Here is a 16,089-nt window from a genome sequence, read left to right on the forward strand (position 1 = left end):
ACTGATATTCTGTCATTTCGCAAGGAGGGAATATGCCGTACGTTAATATTAAAATTACTAACGAGAATGTTACTGCGGAAAAGAAGCGGCAATTGATCGAGGGTGTAACAAACTTATTGCGTGACACGCTAAACAAAAACCCTGAGACGACTGTCGTCGTTATCGACGAAGTCGACACGGATGACTGGGGTATCGGTGGGATCAGTGTTAGTGAAAGACGTAAGCAAGGGCGGTAGGGCTTCGTTTATGGGGAGTGGCAATTTTCTTTTGTTGGCATCACTCGGGTTGGTGAGTGGCGCTAGCATTGCGATTCAGGCGTCTACCAACGCAGTGTTGTTTCAGCACGTTGGCAAGCTTCTCTGGGTCGGTTTCGTGCTGTTTCTTGTTGGTACGGCGTATTTGTTGAGTTTAATCATACTGACAAAAACTGCTGTACCTGCGATTGGTCAGTTTACGTCGGCGCCATCTTGGGCCTATATTGGCGGTATTGTTGTCGCCAGTTACGTGTTAACAATCACGTTACTTGTGCCGAAAATGGGTGCTGTGAATGCAATCATTTTTGTTGTCGCAGGGCAAATATTTGCAGCCGTAATAATTGACCATTTTGGTTGGTTGGGGGTGGCGGTCCGAGAAATTAGCTTGCCACGAATCATTGGTGTTGCGATGATCATTGGAGGGATTTATCTGAGTCGACGTTATTGAGGCATTTTTATGGGTTAGTGCCTAGTGGTCGACAATATAAACGCATAATGTTCTTGGCCCATGCGCTCCGTATTCTAGTTTAAGTCCAACATCCGCCGAGCTTGATGGCCCGGAAATAAAATTAACCGCGCGCGGCAGTGGCTTAAACATAGTGTTCAGCTTTTTCCATGCCGTTTCGCTGTTATCTACCAAGCTGTTTTTCTCTATCACGATAATGTGATGCTCGGCCAAAAAAGAATGAGTCGTTGCCGTGTTTTTATCAGACGTAACCACCAATGTTCCCGTTTCTGCGATGCCTACGTCCGCTATGCTAATGACGGTTTGGTGGTCGTCACTGAATGGTGTGTGATCCAGCGTGATTTGATGGCTTTGCCAGTCGAGCTGAGTAAGTCTCTTGTCTTTTGTGGCATGCAACGTATTTTGTGTCGTCGTTTGAAGTCGGCCTGCAACCTGTAACGGAAGTTCTCGCCAGTCCGGAATTATTTCCCATTGTGTATGGTGTGCTTTCAGTACACGGGTAAACTGTTCTATAGGGTGGTTGAACCTTGGCGTTTGATAGTCTGGTTCGGTATGTAGTTGTTCGGCTTGATGCTGATGCAAGGCTGATCTCAGCTTAGCCAGTATGTTGTATCGAGATTGTTGCGACGTCATTCTTGTTGACCTCGTTGTTTATTTACGCTGTTTCTTGAGGCGCTCAAAAAAGGTATCACCTTCGGGGGCGGGAAAGTCACGTACTTCCATCCAACCATTGTTAACAGGTAGGTGCTTAACAGCGTTAGTGTTCATGGCTCGATGTTTTAAGAAGCGCGCTGTCAATTTTGTTGTCCAACGAAAAAGCGTCGGTTGTCGAAAGAGCCACATCGCGATTTTCATTCCAAGTGTCCAACGCTTGGGTTGTAGCCCCGCTTGTTGTTCATCCCGGCGTAAGTCTCGCAGCATGTCCGGCAGAGGAATTTCCATTGGACACACTTCAGCACAACGGTTGCACGTTGTGCAGGCGTTGGGTAAATCGTGGCTGTTCTCTAAGCCGTTTAACAAAGGTGTCCAGACAGAACCCATCGGCCCGGGATAAACATCACCGTATGCGTGGCCGCCGGTGCGTGTATAAATAGGGCAATGGTTAAGGCATGCTGAGCAGCGAATGCAGCGTAATATATCCTTATATTTAGATTGCAGTATATCGCTACGTTTGTTGTCGAGCAGCACGACGTGAAAGTTTTCGGGGCCGTCAGCATCGTCAGTCCGTTTCGGACCCGTATAAAATGACGTGTAGCAGGTAATATCTTGTGCTGTGGCGCTCGGTACTAGTAACCGTTGCACTGCCATCGCAGTGTCGAAGTCGGGCACAATCTTGTCGATAGAGGTAACGACAATGTGTGTTTTGGGAAGGCTGCTACACAAATCGCCGTTGCCTTCATTCGTCACTAATCCTACAGTGCCGCTTTCTGCAATTAAATAATTCGCGCCGGTGATGCCAATATCTGCTTCGAGAAACTTTTCGCGTAACAGTTGTCGGGCTTCAAACATCACGGCTTTTGCGTCGGGTAAATCACGCTCACCCAAAGGGTGGTGTTGCTCAAATAGCTCAACAACCTGTTCAAAGGTTTTGTGAATGGCCGGGCCGATAATGTGGCTGGGTGGTTCCTCGGCTAATTGAATGATGTACTCGCCAAGATCAGTTTCTAACGTGTCGAATCCGGCATCAATTAGCGCGTGAGTTAATTGCGCCTCCTCCGACACCATAGACTTGCCTTTGACGATTTTCTCGGCCTGCCGTTGTTTACAGATATCAATCACTATCTGGTTGAGATCGTCCGTGGTTTCAGCCCAGTGAACCTGGCCACCAAGTTTGGTTACTTCTGCTTCAAATTGTTCTAACAGATCAGCGAGATTGTCGAGCGCGAAATTTTTACGCTCTTTAGTCCAGGCGCGCAACTGTTCAACGTTATCCATTCGGGCAAGCGTCTTGGCTCGTGCAAGGGGCGAAAAATTTCTAAAGATAGATAGGTTTTTTTGAAGTGGGGCGTCGCTTAAACCAATGTCTGCGCGCGCAACGAAATTAACCTTGCTCATTGACTCGGTTCCTTCGTTGCGGGGTTTGCGCAACCCATTGCAGGTGCATTTAATTGATCGGCAAGCACTTCAGCGACATGTCTCACTTTTAAATTGCTTTTTTGACGACTTGCCTTGCCTGCGATGTTGAGCAAGCAGCCCATGTCGCCGCCTAGTAAAGTCGTCGCTCCGGTTGCTTCGGCTGCTAGTAGTTTGTCAGTAACCATTGCGTCTGAAATATGCGGCATTTTCGCGCAAAAAGTGCCGCCGAAACCGCAACACTCGTCAGTATTTTGTAACTCCTCGATCTCAATGTTGTTAAATGATTTGAGCAGTGAACGAGGCTGATCTTTGATGTTCAGCTCACGCAGACCAGCGCAGCTATCGTGAAAGGTGTATGTCTCAGAAGATACTGTGTCAGTGGATTTGGGCTTAACCTGGAGTACATCATGTAAAAATGATGTTAGTTCAAAGGTTTTTTCTGACAGTTTCTTAGCTTTGTCGTACCACTCAGGTTCATCTTTTAAAAGCTTGGGATAGTGATGTTTTATCATCCCAGCACATGACCCCGACGGCGCAACCAAATAGTCGAAATCCAAAAACAACGGGATGGTGTGCTTGGCAACCTTCGCTGCCGACTCGTAATCACCGGGGTTGTACCCAGGTTGCCCGCAGCAAGTTTGTTGTTCTGGAATAGTCACCTGGCAACCCGCGTCTTCCAATAACTTTATCGATGCAAAGCCTACGGATGGTCGAAATGTATCGACCAAGCAGGTAACGAATAAGCCGACACTAGGTTTATTCATTTGGCTAGTCGTCATACCAATATTCGCCATTAGAAAACTCTAGTTCGGCGTCCTTGGGATAGGTGACAGAAAAGTAGTGTTGAATGATTTCTTTCTGTTGTGGTTTTAGATCTCTTGCCCACATGAGTATGCCAGATTTCCCGTTAAGACTGTTTTCTGTTGGTGGAGTGGCGTCATCTAATATATCAACCTCGATCTTACTATTTTTTGAAACGGGGACTCTTGATACAACCTCAATTGGCACATTTTTATCGTGAAAACTCGTGATTTCGTAACGCGTTTTGTTCTCTCTGATGTTGCTGCGTCGAATCACGCCACCATCGCGAGAGTTTTCTTGTCCGGTCCGTTTTTCAACGCGAATACGTTCGTCAACACCAAACGGAATACGTATATCATCCCCAGGGAGCATTGCGGCTAACTCGGTTTCACCGATAAACGCGTTGTCTCTGTATAATTGCATTTCAGCTTGTTGAACGGGTAGTTCTCTTGCGTAGGTGAAACGTGCTTCAAGAAAAGCGCTGGGGTCCTCATCAGGAACGGTTCTAGCAATTAAATCGATGCCAAAGTTCTGTTCATCAATAGGAAGGATTTTATCTCGTCCTCCAGAATATATTGTAGTTGCTCCTGGAATTTTAAACTCTACTAAATATTGAGATGCGATAACCTCTGCTGGGTCAGTTTTAATATATGAGCCTGTAACGACAACCTCTTCTATTGTGTCATTTGCGACAGCAATCGCCCCTTTCTTTTCTCTCTCGTACGAGTAGTTTGCGCCGTCGAAATCAACGTAGAGTGAATTTAGTTCGGGTGTTGTATTCTCAACTTGTGAATTGGCAGTTGTCAGCATTAGGTTGATACCTTCCCAGTCTTCACCTGTGTTCTGAACGACATTTGCCTGACGAAAGAGTGATATGGTTTTAGAGTCGGTATCTAAACGAGCCTCGTATAACCACTCCCAATAAGCGTTTTTGTGGCTATAAACAAGCGCTGTGGAAGTGGTGGTTTCTTCACTAATGCGGAGGTTGGCAGTCGCTGTGCTAGTAACAACTTGTTCAGTTTTTACCTGGTTGAGTGCGTATTGATTCTGGGCGAGATCTTGATTTAGGCTGCGAATGGCAATGTTGGCATCTCGGATGGCCTCTCTGGCGGATCGGCTGCCGCTTTCAACCGACGATAGTAGTGTCGTGAATTCAGAACCATTAATACTGGGTTTCATCGTTGAATTATTGCCGCCTTTAGATAGCGACTGGATTAGATCTAATTTTGCTTGTGCCGTTGCCTTGGCATCATTAAGCTCTTGTTTCTTGTCTTCTAGTGCACGCCGTTCGTTGAGCAACCTTCGCTCTTTATCGTTGATCAAATCCCCCTTGTGTGATTGAGCAATATCGATGCTTCCAAGTGTGATTCGATCACTCTGAATTGATAAGCGTAATTGGCTCGGTTGAATTCCTTTAGGTAGCCCTTTAATCTCCAATTGATGCTCACCTGCTGGGAATCGAATCGACTTTTCGCGCGTGATAACGGCGGAGCTCGGGTGAACTTTAACTGCCGTGACGGGTAGCTCAACCGAGATAACTTCTGCAATGCTGAGGCAGCTTAGTGACATGAATCCAAGTGCCGTTGTTGTTAGAAGCAAAGCGTGTTTCATAGTACGTCCTTTTATTTTATTAATGGCTCAAAATATGGCCAAATATTTTCTAAAAGTTGTGGCTGCGCTTCAGTCGTGGGGTGTATCCCGTCGCGCTGCATCAACTCGGGATAAATGGCTACCTCGTCCAGAATGAAGGGGACTAACGGAACTTGGTGCTCTTCGGCTACTTTGGGGAATGTGCCGAAAAATTCTTCGGTATAGCGACTGCCGTAGTTGGGTGGTATCTGAATGCCAACGAGTAGTACATCGGCGCCAGCAGCTTGAGATAGTTCAGTTATTTTGCTGAGGTTTTTGTGAAGTACTTTCAGTGGGTGGCCTTGTAAGCCATCGTTGCCGCCAAGTTCGATAATAACAATATCAGGTTGATGTTTCCTAAGCAGTCCGGGCGTGCGTGCTAAACCCATCGAAGTGGTGTTGCCAGAAATGCTGGCATTAATGACGGTGTATTCACCTTGCTGGTTTAAACGTTCTCTTAACAAATTGACCCAGCCGTCTTTGAGTTCAACGCCGTAGCCCGCACTGATGCTATCGCCGATCACTAGTACGGTTTTGGCATAAGTTGTTCCGCTGGCCGCGAGGGTAGTCAAAGCAATCAGCAACCCAAGACATAGCTGTCTAAGGAATATTATATTACTCAAAGCCATAGTTTGATCTCGTTAAGCGTCTTGAGGAATGTACTCTTTATTTATTGGCGCGTTCCACGGCGCAACAATGGGTAACAAAAGCATGCCTGGCATGGCGGCCAATGTGCAAACGTAAAAAAAAGTTTCCCACCCCAAGGCTTCAACGATAAACCCGGTGCTGGCGTTGGCAGCGCTACGGGGCAGGACGGCGAACGCCGTTAGCAACGCCATTTGCGTTGCAGCATGCTTTGGATTGGTCGACCGAGCAATAAACGCCACCATGGCTGCTGCGCCGAGGCCAACTCCCAAGTATTCAAATGCGATGGCGAAACCAAGCATCCAAATGTTGTTGCCGACATGTGCGAGTGCAGCAAACCCTAATATAGAAATGATCTGTACGACGCCGAATATCCACAAGGCTTTGTTAATCCCAATTTTAATCATGGCTATGCCGCCTATTAGGCTGCCTGCCAACATCGGCCAGAAGCCAGCATTTTTGGCTATTACTCCAATTTCCGTGAGGCTAAAGCCAAGGTCGATATAAAATGGGCTGGATAACGCGGTGGCTAAGTTGTCACCTAGTTTGTACAGAAAGATAAATAGCAACATTAGGCACGCGTGTTTAATTCCGACGCGTGTAAAGAATTCTGAATAGGCATCAATGACGGCTTCTTTCATGTTGTGTGGTTTGTGTTTATGTTCTGGTTCGCTGATGAAAAGCGTCAAGATGATCCCAACGAACATAAAAAGCGCGGTGATGAAGAAAACTGTGCCCCAATCAAAATGATCTGCCAATATTAGAGAAAGTGCGCCTGGAATAAACCCGGCAGTTCTCCAAGTGTTGACAAACACCGATGTGCCAAAACCCAGCTCCTCTTCGGGTAGCACCTCTCGACGATAGGCATCCAGCACAATATCTTGGCTGGCACTGAAAAAAGCGACGGCCACGGCCAGGCTCGCAACCATCCATAAGGACGATTCTAAGTTGGCAAAAGGTATAAGACAGACGAATATCAATACGCCAATCTGTGAAATCAGCATCCAGCCGCGTCGAAGGCCTAGGAAAGGTAACTCAAATCGATCCATCAAGGGCGCCCAGAAAAACTTCCAGGTATAAGGCAAGCCAATGAGGGTAAAAAGCCCGATTTCTTTTAAGCCGACACCTTCAGTCCGTAACCAAGCGGGAACAAGTTGGACAAGAATGTAGTAGGGGAGCCCTGATACAAAGCCGCCGAAGAGGCAATAAACCATCCGGCGGTTGAGCATCGCTTTAATTAGCGATTGATATTCCATGGAGATAAATACTTATATTGATACTGTAGCCAGACACCTTACTCAAAAGCAGTCACGGCTGCCAGCCAAAGAGTTTCAAATTCACTGTGTTGTTGATTAGTACAACGTCTTCTGATTCCAGTCTCGATTTCTGAATTCTGCCGTTTCCGTTCATCGGTAAGGAAATCTTTCCAGCAGCATTGATCACTCTGAACCACGGAAGTTTCGAGCCCTTAGGTAGCTTTTTGAGTGTCGAGCCAACCAGTCTCGCCGCTCGTGGTATGCCGGCGAGTTCCGCAACCTGACCATAGGTGGCAACACGTCCCTCAGGGATCTGAGAAATCACCTGGAAAATACGCTCCTGGTTGTGGTTGGGCGGTAGGTCGGCGGGCATATCGAGCATCCTTTGGTGGGGCCGTGTTGCAATTTACCCTGTTGGCCCCATATAACCAATACATTAAGCAAACACAGGCTTCCAATGCGCTTTTTATTTATTCTTTTTGTTCTCGTGCCCATTATCGAAATGTGGCTGCTAATTAAGGTTGGCGGTGTGATTGGTGCGCTGCCGACCATTGCCTTGGTGCTCCTCACCGCTATGATTGGGCTGGCTATGCTGCGCCAGCAGGGGTTTTCCACCTTGGCACGTGCTAATCGGAAGATGAACGACGGTCAGATTCCTGCGCAAGAAATGGTCGATGGGTTGTTTCTTGCTGTTGGCGGTGCCTTGTTACTAACGCCAGGTTTTTTTACCGATGCCTTCGGCTTCGCCTGTTTGATTCCGGGGTTGCGCCAGCGATTGCTTGGGCAGCTGATTAAGCGAGTTCAAGTGATACAAATGCAACAATATCAAGGGTTTAGCGGGCGAGCACGGCACCGAGATGCTCGCCAAGATGGCATTAATACAATTGACGGAGAGTATCGCCGAGAAGATTAGCGCTAACGCTCTATTTGCGCTGCTAGTACAGAGTCAAAAGTCGGTTACCTCGAAAAGGAAAATCAGCGGCTCGCAGGGTAGAAGTATAAATAACAAAACTTTTTTAAATTGAGCTATTGAATTCTGCTCTTTGACCCCCATCATCCTCTGCACTTAGTGAATAAGCCTGGTTGGGTCGTGGAAACGCCTCCCTCCGGCGAGGTGGGTAGAACAAACTACCCACCGCTAATTGTCGAAAACCTGGTCAATAGACCGGCTTCGAAAAACCTGATTCCTGGGATTATTCCAGGAAGATAATTCTAATCTTGGTAATTTATTGGAGATCAAGTCCATGAAAATCCGTCCTTTACACGACCGTGTTGTGGTTCGCCGCAAGGAAGAGCAAGAAACAAGTGCCGGGGGCATCTTGTTGCCAGGCTCAGCGAAAGAAAAGCCAAACGAAGGTGAGGTTGTTGCCGTCGGTAGTGGCCGTGTTCTAGACAACGGCGAAGTGCGTCCAGTTGACGTTAAAGTGGGCGACGTTGTTGTATTCGGCAAATATGCTGGTAGCGACACTATCGAAGTTGATGGCGAAGAGCTCATCATCTTAAGCGAAAGCGACATTAAAGCGATCGTAGAGTAAGCCACTCACTCATCGCTTTAACACTAACAGAATTCCTAACAAGATCATTATTGAGGAAAAATTATCATGGCAGCTAAAGACGTAAAATTTGGTGATGACGCTCGTCAGCGTATGCTAGCCGGTATCAACATTCTTGCTGATGCCGTTAAAACTACTCTAGGCCCTAAAGGCCGTAACGTTGTTTTAGACAAATCTTTCGGTGCGCCGACCGTTACTAAAGATGGTGTTTCTGTAGCGAAAGAAATCGAACTAGAAGATAAGTTCGAGAACATGGGCGCGCAAATGGCAAAAGAAGTTGCCTCTAAAGCGTCTGATGAAGCCGGTGACGGTACCACCACTGCAACTGTATTGGCTCAAGCTATCGTCAACGAAGGTTTGAAGTCAGTTGCTGCGGGTATGAACCCAATGGATCTTAAGCGCGGTATTGATAAAGCGATCAAAGCTGCAGTTGAGCACATTCACTCAATTGCACAACCTTGTGCCGATTCAAAAGCTATTGCCCAAGTAGGTACTATCTCTGCGAACAGTGATGAGTCTGTTGGCCAAATCATTGCTGAAGCAATGGACAAAGTGGGTAAAGAAGGTGTTATTACTGTTGAAGAAGGATCTGGTTTAGAGAATGAACTCGACGTGGTAGAAGGTATGCAGTTCGACCGCGGTTACCTGTCTCCTTACTTCATCAACAACCAAGACAGCATGAGTGCTGAAATGGAAGCGCCTTTCCTTCTTTTGGTTGACAAAAAAATCTCTAACATCCGCGAATTGCTTCCTCTCTTAGAAGCCGTTGCTAAAGCGGGCAAGCCATTAGTCATCGTTGCTGAAGATGTTGAAGGTGAAGCGCTGGCAACCCTGGTTGTTAACAACATGCGCGGTATCGTTAAAGTTGCAGCTTGTAAAGCGCCTGGTTTCGGAGATCGCCGTAAAGCAATGTTGCAAGATATTGCAATCCTCACTGGCGGTACCGTAATCAGCGAAGAAGTTGGTTTGGATCTAGAGTCAGCGACCCTTGAGCACTTAGGTCAAGCCAAGCGCGTGACTATGAGCAAAGAGAACACTGTGATCGTTGATGGCGCTGGTCAAGCCGCTGATATCGAAGCGCGTGTTGGTCAAATCCGCACTCAAATCGAAGAAGCGACTTCAGATTACGATAAAGAAAAACTTCAAGAGCGCGTTGCTAAATTAGCTGGTGGTGTTGCTGTGATTAAAGTGGGTGCAGCGACTGAAGTTGAAATGAAAGAGAAAAAAGCACGTGTTGAAGACGCGTTACACGCAACTCGCGCTGCAGTTGAAGAAGGCGTTGTGCCTGGCGGTGGTACTGCATTAATGCGTGCTGCGGCAGCGGTTGAAGGTCTTGAAGGCGACAACGAAGAGCAAACTGCGGGTATCGCATTGGCTCGTCGCGCGCTTGAAGCACCTCTCCGTCAAATCGTTACTAACGCAGGTGAAGAAGCATCTGTTGTTGCTGATAAAGTTCGTCAGGGCGAAGGTAGCTTCGGTTACAACGCGGCGACTGGTGTATATGGTGATATGTTGGAAATGGGTATCCTTGATCCAGCAAAAGTTAGCCGTACTGCACTGCAAGCAGCGGGTTCTATCGCTGGTTTGATGATCACTACCGAAGCAATGGTAGCCGATAAGCCTACTGAGTCTGGCCCAGCTATGCCTGATATGAGCGGCATGGGTGGCATGGGCGGCATGATGTAATCATCGCCTTTGCTAAAACGGCCCCTACTTGGGGCCGTTTTTGTAATAGAGCACCAAAAAGTGACGCGTATTGTTTGCGAATAAGCTGATATCAAAAAGTTCTGCTGAGTGATATTACTCGAGTAAATTTTATTGCTACTATAGTCCAACAGTACTTAGCGTTATTGAAACGTAAGGTTTCACGACCAGAATTTAAAACCCCTTAACTGTAAGGAAATTACGATTATGGCTATTGAATTACCTGCCCTCCCTTATGCAAAAGATGCATTGGCTCCTCACATTTCCGAAGAGACGTTGGAATTCCACTACGGCAAGCATCATCAAACCTATGTTGATAAACTAAATGGCCTGATTCCTGGTTCAGAGTTTGAAGGCAAAAGCCTCGAAGAAATCGTTAAAGCGTCTTCTGGTGGTGTGTTCAACAACGCTGCACAAATCTGGAACCACAGTTTTTACTGGAATTGCTTAAGCCCTAACGGCGGCGGTGAAGCCACTGGTGCGGTTGCAGAAGCGATCAACAAAGCGTTCGGTTCTTTCGACAAGTTCAAAGAAGAGTTCACTAACTCTGCGATCAACAATTTCGGCTCAAGCTGGACTTGGTTGGTGAAGAAAGCAGACGGCAGTGTTGCCATCGTTAACACCTCAAATGCAGCAACGCCTTTGACTGACGATAGCGTAACCCCAATCTTGACCGTCGATTTGTGGGAGCACGCTTATTACATCGATTACCGCAATGCGCGTCCTAAGTACATGGAAGCGTTTTGGGCATTGGTTAACTGGGACTTTGTTAACGAAAACTTTGCTTAATGATGAAACATCACGCTGCGCGTCTGAGGTAATATTCAGGTCGCAGGTTATCAAAAAGGGGCTTGTGCCCCTTTTTTGTTGATTGCTGTATGGGATATCGGGTGATTCACCATAGCGAGATTGGTGTGGATGCCGGGTTTGGTTACAATGACACCCATAGTAAGCGTGCCAATGAGGATTTTTACATGGTGCAAGACCGTAAAGAACCGACTATTTCGTCGTCCATTCGTCCTGAGCGCGATGAGATTGCTCGCCATCAATCACGGGGTGGTAACACCAAGTCTCGCCCCACCACACCCAACAGACCTGGTGCGGGTGCTGCTAGCCCTGTTGCGAAGCCGCTAAAGCCGAGATCATCAGCAAGCGGAGTCTTAGGATTAATCATCGGCGTCGTCGCAGTTGGTATTGCGGGGTTTGCAGTTTGGCAGCTTCAGCAAACGCAGGCAGCTTTAAGTGCCTCTGATGACCGTATAGCAGAGCTCGAAGCGAGGCTAAATCTCACAAACTCGGAATCAGATCAGTCGGTGACTCGGATTTTGGAGCGCGTGACCAAAGCCGAAGAGCAGTACGATTTGCTGTGGGCCAACTATCGTAAACATCGTGATGGTTTGGCCGAAGCCAATAAGCAGCTCCAGAAAGTAGTCAAAGAAAGCGGTGGCACCGCGAAATCCGTGGCGAGTCAGCAAACATCGCTTAATGCTGTGAAAGCCTTAACCAATGAGCAGCAACTGGTTTTAACTCAATTGTCGGACGATATTGCAGCGGCACAAACCCAGCTCAGTGACCTCCGAAAGGTGGCTAAGGAACTAGAAGCTGCGGGTAAAACTGTTAGTGGTTTGCAGGAGCGAATTGTCACCAATGAAGAAGCCATCGCGGCGATAGACGCTTTTCGACGGTCTGCGAACGCCGATATTCAGCAGTTAAAACAGCGCCTGGCTGCTCCCTAGAAGTAGCTTCTTTCCTGTGTATACCGAAAAAAGCCAATGTGGGTAACCACATTGGCTTTTTTTATATCAGTGGTTGTGAGCGGCTACTGGTGATTGATGAGTCGTAGGGTTTAGCGCCTCATGCCTTAGCGCGCCGGTCAGGTTGCGAACTGCGTGCTCAAGGTTGACTAAATGGCTCTGCAATATGGGTTCTTCCATGATTGTAGCGTGATGTACTTTGTTGGATATCTGATTCCACTCCTCAATTGCGTTAGAAAGCTCTCTCTTGTGAGGGCCGCGACACTTGCAGGTCTCGCAGCTGACTGAATAGCTCAGCAGGCAATGTGCGACGTGAATACGATGGCTGTTGCAAAAAGGGCAAGCGGCTATTTTGGTTCCCATAAGCAGAACCTCCTTAATGGTTTCTGGTAAGGCCGTTGTATGTGGTCGATAGTGTGCGGAAAATCGGTGTAAACGGTGTTGTTGAAGGTGTAGTAAAAAGTGCTGTTGAAGGTGAAAGTAGGGTGCGTTGTGAGAGTAGAGCGGTATGGATTAGGCGTGTTTTTAAAGGGGTAGTCTAGCTGGGGCAGTCTCAGATGGTGGGCATCTGGTGGACTGCGATCGAATAATCGCTGATAGTGGTAAGCGGTGTTCTTCAAAAGTGCTCCGGTCGTCCAAGGCACACGATAGAAGTGTATGACAGAATGATGAAAACGCAAGTTCTTGCATCGACCTATCCCGCTACTCGCTCTTCGAGCGGCTAACGCGCTGATTTCAAGATTTGAGAGGTAGTCGCAGCGGAAATTAAGGGTATGTCTAGAGCTATTCCACGCAAGCTTGTGTAAAATATCCCTCCTAAATTTAAGGCTCCTTAACGATTGGCCCTTTCAGTAAACAGACAATAGAGTTAATTTTCATGGCGACCGTAATCAAACAAGACGACCTGATCGATAGCGTGGCAGATGCCCTGCAATTCATCTCCTATTACCATCCGACTGATTTCATTCAGGCGATGAATGAGGCTTACGAGCGCGAAGCTAATCCAGCGGCAAAAGATGCGATGGCGCAAATCCTCATCAACTCACGCTTGTGTGCGATGGGACACCGTCCAATTTGCCAAGACACTGGAATCGTCACCGTGTTCCTGAAAGTCGGCATGGAGATTCAGTGGGACGCTAAAATGAGCGTGACTGATATGGTTAACGAAGGCGTCCGCCGCGCCTATAACAACCCAGATAATGTACTACGAGCGTCTATTTTGGCAGATCCTGATGGTGCGCGTAAAAACACTGGCGATAACACGCCAGCCATCATTCACTACGAACTCGTTCCCGGTAACAAAGTAGAAGTACATGTCGCAGCGAAAGGCGGCGGAAGTGAAGCGAAAAGTAAATTCGCCATGCTCAATCCATCCGATTCGATTGTTGATTGGGTGTTAAAAGTGGTGCCTGAAATGGGAGCTGGTTGGTGCCCGCCGGGCATGCTGGGGTTAGGTATTGGTGGCACCGCAGAAAAGGCCATGATATTAGCGAAAGAAGCGTTGCTTGAGCCAGTCGATATTCAAGACTTGATTAAGCGCGGCCCCAATAATCATGCAGAAGAATTGCGTTTAGAATTATTTGAAAAAGTAAATAATTTGGGTATCGGTGCACAAGGCCTTGGCGGTTTAACGACAGTGCTCGATATCAAAGTTGCTGATTACCCAACGCATGCTGCAAACAAACCCGTCGCGCTAATTCCAAACTGTGCTGCAACGCGTCATGCGCACTTCACACTAGATGGTTCAGGTGCCGCGTTGCAAACGCCACCCAGCATCGACGAGTGGCCAGAAGTCAGTTGGGAGGTGGGTGATTCAGTTCGCCGCGTCAACCTTGATACTGTTACCAAAGAGGATATTCTCGAGTGGCAGCCAGGTGATACCGTTTTGCTATCTGGCAAAATGTTAACCGGTCGTGATGCCGCGCATAAAAAGATGGTTGATCTCATCGAGAAAGGTGAAGAGCTTCCGGTTGATATGACAGGCCGCTTTATTTATTACGTTGGCCCGGTAGATCCAGTACGCGATGAAGTGGTTGGCCCAGCAGGTCCAACAACCGCGACCCGTATGGATAAATTTACCCGCACCATGCTAGAAAAAACTGGCTTACTTGGCATGATTGGTAAAGCAGAGCGTGGCCCAACGGCTATCGAAGCCATCCGTGATAACAAATCGGTTTACCTAATGGCTGTAGGCGGCGCGGCGTACTTAGTATCGCAAGCGATTAAATCTGCCAAAGTGCTAGGCTTCCCAGAGTTGGGAATGGAAGCCATTTACGAGTTTGAAGTTAAAGATATGCCGGTGACTGTTGCAGTGGATACCAATGGCGAATCCGTACATCAAACAGGTCCGAAAATTTGGAAAGCCAAAATTGAAGAACACGCGATTGAAGTTAAATAATCGATAATTTGATGTAGGATTTTAAAAGGCAAAACATTGAGTGTTTTGCCTTTTTTTGTTTCTATTATCGAGTAAAGATAAAAATAACGGGGACACTTTGTGGGAACACTCTATTGGCACGACTACGAAACTTGGGGCGAAGTTCCGAACCAGGATAAACCTTCCCAGTTTGCAGGGGTGCGAACCGATGAAGCGCTTAACGTCGTTGGTGAGCCTTTATGTATCTATTGTCAGCCACCGGAAGATTGTTTGCCGAAACCCATGGCCTGTTTGGTGACAGGCATTACGCCCCAAAAAGCATTGGCGGAAGGCTTGCCCGATTATCAATTTATGGCAGCAATTCACCGCGAATTATCACAACCGGGTACCTGTGGTGTCGGCTACAACTCCATTCGTTTTGACGATGAAGTGACGCGCAACGGTTTGTTTAGAAATTTTTATGATCCCTACGAGCGTGAGTGGCGTAACGGAAACTCGCGTTGGGATATTATCGACATGGTGCGCCTAACCTATGCACTACGCCCTGAAGGTATCGAGTGGCCGATTAATGAAGAAACCGGTGCGCCAAGTTTTAAATTGGAATTGCTGAGTGCCGCAAACGGACTAGCCCACGAGTCTGCGCACGATGCCTTATCGGATGTATACGCGACGATTGCACTGGCGAAGCTAATTAAGGATAAGCAGCCAAATCTATTTGATTATGCTTACCGTATGCGTTCAAAGCGCGAAGTGGCGAAATTGATTGATTTGCACAGTTTTAAACCGCTGCTTCATATCTCTTCAAAATATCCCGCAACGCAAGGTTGCGCAGCGTTGGTAATGCCGCTGGCAAAACACCCGGTTAATCAAAATGGTGTCATTGTGTTTGACTTGTCGGCTGATCCACAGATGTTGCTAGACCTATCAGCCGAAGAAATTGCTAAGCGATTGTTTGCCAAGCGCGAAGATTTGGAAGAGGGCGCTGAACGTGTTCCATTAAAGGTTGTTCACTTCAATAAATCACCAATGCTAGTAACGCCTAAAATGGTGGATGCTAAAGCAGAAGAGCGGCTATCTATTGATAAACAACAATGTGATCAACACTGGCAGTTGTTACGTCAATACGACATCACCAAGAAGTTACACGATGTATTCTCAATGACCGAATTTGCAGAGCCTACTGATCCGGAGCAGCGCCTCTATCAAGACTTCTTGAATGATCAAGACAAAGCAACATTGAATGAAGTACGTCAAGCAGATGCAAAAACACTCGCAAACACGACTTATAGCTTTTATGACAAGCGTATGCCCGAGTTGCTGTTTCGCTACAAGGCACGTAATTTCCCATCCTCGCTTACGGAGGAGGAAGCTAAACAATGGCAGGACTATTGCGCTGAAAAGTTTCAATCTTCCGATAGTGATACGGCGATGACGGCTAGCGAAGTATTACAGCAAATTGATGAACTATTGGGTGATGCGGACTGCGCAGAAGAAAGAAAGCCCGTGCTAGAGCAATTGAAAGCATTCGTTCACGAGCGTTGCGAGGTGCTTGGTGTTAAGCTCGATTAAAGAGC

Annotated in this window: 17 protein-coding genes; 9 read left to right on the forward strand and 8 right to left on the reverse strand. The window is 47.3% G+C overall.

Features of this window, described 5'->3' with window-relative positions; translation table 11 throughout:
• Window positions 1–32 precede the first annotated feature (32 nt).
• Both ACZ5NB_RS05180 and ACZ5NB_RS05185 read left to right on the forward strand, forming a co-directional pair.
• On the forward strand, window positions 33–236 hold the full coding sequence (locus tag ACZ5NB_RS05180) for a 2-hydroxymuconate tautomerase family protein (RefSeq protein WP_460237981.1): 204 nt from the start codon (window positions 33–35) through the stop codon (window positions 234–236).
• Window positions 211–702, forward strand: a complete 492-nt coding sequence (locus ACZ5NB_RS05185) for a DMT family transporter (RefSeq protein ID WP_460237980.1) — start codon at window positions 211–213, stop codon at window positions 700–702. Before ACZ5NB_RS05180 ends, ACZ5NB_RS05185 begins: the two co-directional genes overlap by 26 nt.
• A gap of 21 nt (window positions 703–723) precedes the next feature.
• Here the strand turns inward: ACZ5NB_RS05185 and ACZ5NB_RS05190 are convergent, their stop codons facing one another.
• The 7 genes from ACZ5NB_RS05190 to ACZ5NB_RS05220 are packed head-to-tail and all read right to left on the reverse strand — an operon-like array spanning window position 724 to window position 7,500.
• Complete coding sequence (locus ACZ5NB_RS05190; RefSeq protein ID WP_460237979.1) at window positions 724–1,353, reverse strand: LutC/YkgG family protein; 630 nt, start codon at window positions 1,351–1,353, stop codon at window positions 724–726.
• Window positions 1,354–1,371: 18 nt separating this feature from the next.
• Complete coding sequence (locus ACZ5NB_RS05195; RefSeq protein WP_460237978.1) at window positions 1,372–2,775, reverse strand: LutB/LldF family L-lactate oxidation iron-sulfur protein; 1,404 nt, start codon at window positions 2,773–2,775, stop codon at window positions 1,372–1,374.
• Entirely contained in the window at window positions 2,772–3,590 is an 819-nt protein-coding gene (locus tag ACZ5NB_RS05200) for a (Fe-S)-binding protein (protein WP_460237977.1), read from the reverse strand. The genes ACZ5NB_RS05195 and ACZ5NB_RS05200 overlap by 4 nt, the downstream gene beginning before the upstream one ends.
• Window positions 3,565–5,208 carry a mucoidy inhibitor MuiA family protein gene (locus tag ACZ5NB_RS05205; protein WP_460237976.1) on the reverse strand — a complete coding sequence of 548 codons (1,644 nt, stop codon included), beginning with the start codon at window positions 5,206–5,208 and terminating at the stop codon, window positions 3,565–3,567. Before ACZ5NB_RS05205 ends, ACZ5NB_RS05200 begins: the two co-directional genes overlap by 26 nt.
• A gap of 11 nt (window positions 5,209–5,219) precedes the next feature.
• A complete protein-coding gene (locus ACZ5NB_RS05210; protein ID WP_464107855.1) occupies window positions 5,220–5,855 on the reverse strand; it encodes an arylesterase in 636 nt (211 codons plus the stop codon).
• 12 nt (window positions 5,856–5,867) lie between these two features.
• The gene (locus tag ACZ5NB_RS05215) at window positions 5,868–7,127 is read right to left on the reverse strand and encodes an AmpG family muropeptide MFS transporter (RefSeq protein ID WP_460231950.1); all 1,260 of its coding nucleotides are present in this window, start codon (window positions 7,125–7,127) and stop codon (window positions 5,868–5,870) included.
• Between the two features lie 52 nt (window positions 7,128–7,179).
• The gene (locus tag ACZ5NB_RS05220) at window positions 7,180–7,500 is read right to left on the reverse strand and encodes an MGMT family protein (RefSeq protein WP_460231951.1); all 321 of its coding nucleotides are present in this window, start codon (window positions 7,498–7,500) and stop codon (window positions 7,180–7,182) included.
• 84 nt (window positions 7,501–7,584) lie between these two features.
• Here ACZ5NB_RS05220 and ACZ5NB_RS05225 point away from each other — a divergent pair, with 84 nt between their 5' ends.
• The 5 genes from ACZ5NB_RS05225 (at window position 7,585) to ACZ5NB_RS05245 (ending at window position 12,120) form a co-directional block, all read left to right on the forward strand.
• On the forward strand, window positions 7,585–8,040 hold the full coding sequence (locus ACZ5NB_RS05225; protein ID WP_460237972.1) for an FxsA family protein: 456 nt from the start codon (window positions 7,585–7,587) through the stop codon (window positions 8,038–8,040).
• A 331-nt stretch (window positions 8,041–8,371) separates the two neighbouring features.
• Window positions 8,372–8,662: a co-chaperone GroES gene (locus tag ACZ5NB_RS05230; protein ID WP_460237971.1), complete on the forward strand. Its 291-nt coding sequence runs from the start codon at window positions 8,372–8,374 to the stop codon at window positions 8,660–8,662.
• Window positions 8,663–8,728: 66 nt separating this feature from the next.
• The gene (gene groL / locus ACZ5NB_RS05235; protein WP_460237969.1) at window positions 8,729–10,366 is read left to right on the forward strand and encodes a chaperonin GroEL; all 1,638 of its coding nucleotides are present in this window, start codon (window positions 8,729–8,731) and stop codon (window positions 10,364–10,366) included.
• 225 nt (window positions 10,367–10,591) lie between these two features.
• Window positions 10,592–11,173, forward strand: coding sequence for a superoxide dismutase [Fe] (gene sodB / locus ACZ5NB_RS05240; protein WP_460231955.1), 582 nt, complete (start codon window positions 10,592–10,594; stop codon window positions 11,171–11,173).
• 101 nt (window positions 11,174–11,274) lie between these two features.
• Window positions 11,275–12,120 (forward strand): hypothetical protein, encoded by an 846-nt coding sequence (locus ACZ5NB_RS05245; protein WP_460237967.1) that lies wholly within the window; start codon window positions 11,275–11,277, stop codon window positions 12,118–12,120.
• Window positions 12,121–12,186: 66 nt separating this feature from the next.
• Here the strand turns inward: ACZ5NB_RS05245 and ACZ5NB_RS05250 are convergent, their stop codons facing one another.
• Window positions 12,187–12,501 (reverse strand): Lar family restriction alleviation protein, encoded by a 315-nt coding sequence (locus tag ACZ5NB_RS05250; protein WP_460237965.1) that lies wholly within the window; start codon window positions 12,499–12,501, stop codon window positions 12,187–12,189.
• 514 nt (window positions 12,502–13,015) lie between these two features.
• Between ACZ5NB_RS05250 and ACZ5NB_RS05255 the strand changes: the two genes are divergently transcribed.
• On the forward strand, window positions 13,016–14,536 hold the full coding sequence (locus ACZ5NB_RS05255) for a fumarate hydratase (protein WP_460231958.1): 1,521 nt from the start codon (window positions 13,016–13,018) through the stop codon (window positions 14,534–14,536).
• Window positions 14,537–14,635: 99 nt separating this feature from the next.
• Window positions 14,636–16,084 carry an exodeoxyribonuclease I gene (sbcB, locus tag ACZ5NB_RS05260; RefSeq protein WP_464107856.1) on the forward strand — a complete coding sequence of 483 codons (1,449 nt, stop codon included), beginning with the start codon at window positions 14,636–14,638 and terminating at the stop codon, window positions 16,082–16,084.
• Window positions 16,085–16,089: the final 5 nt, after the last annotated feature.

This window comes from Aurantivibrio plasticivorans, assembly GCF_055392955.1.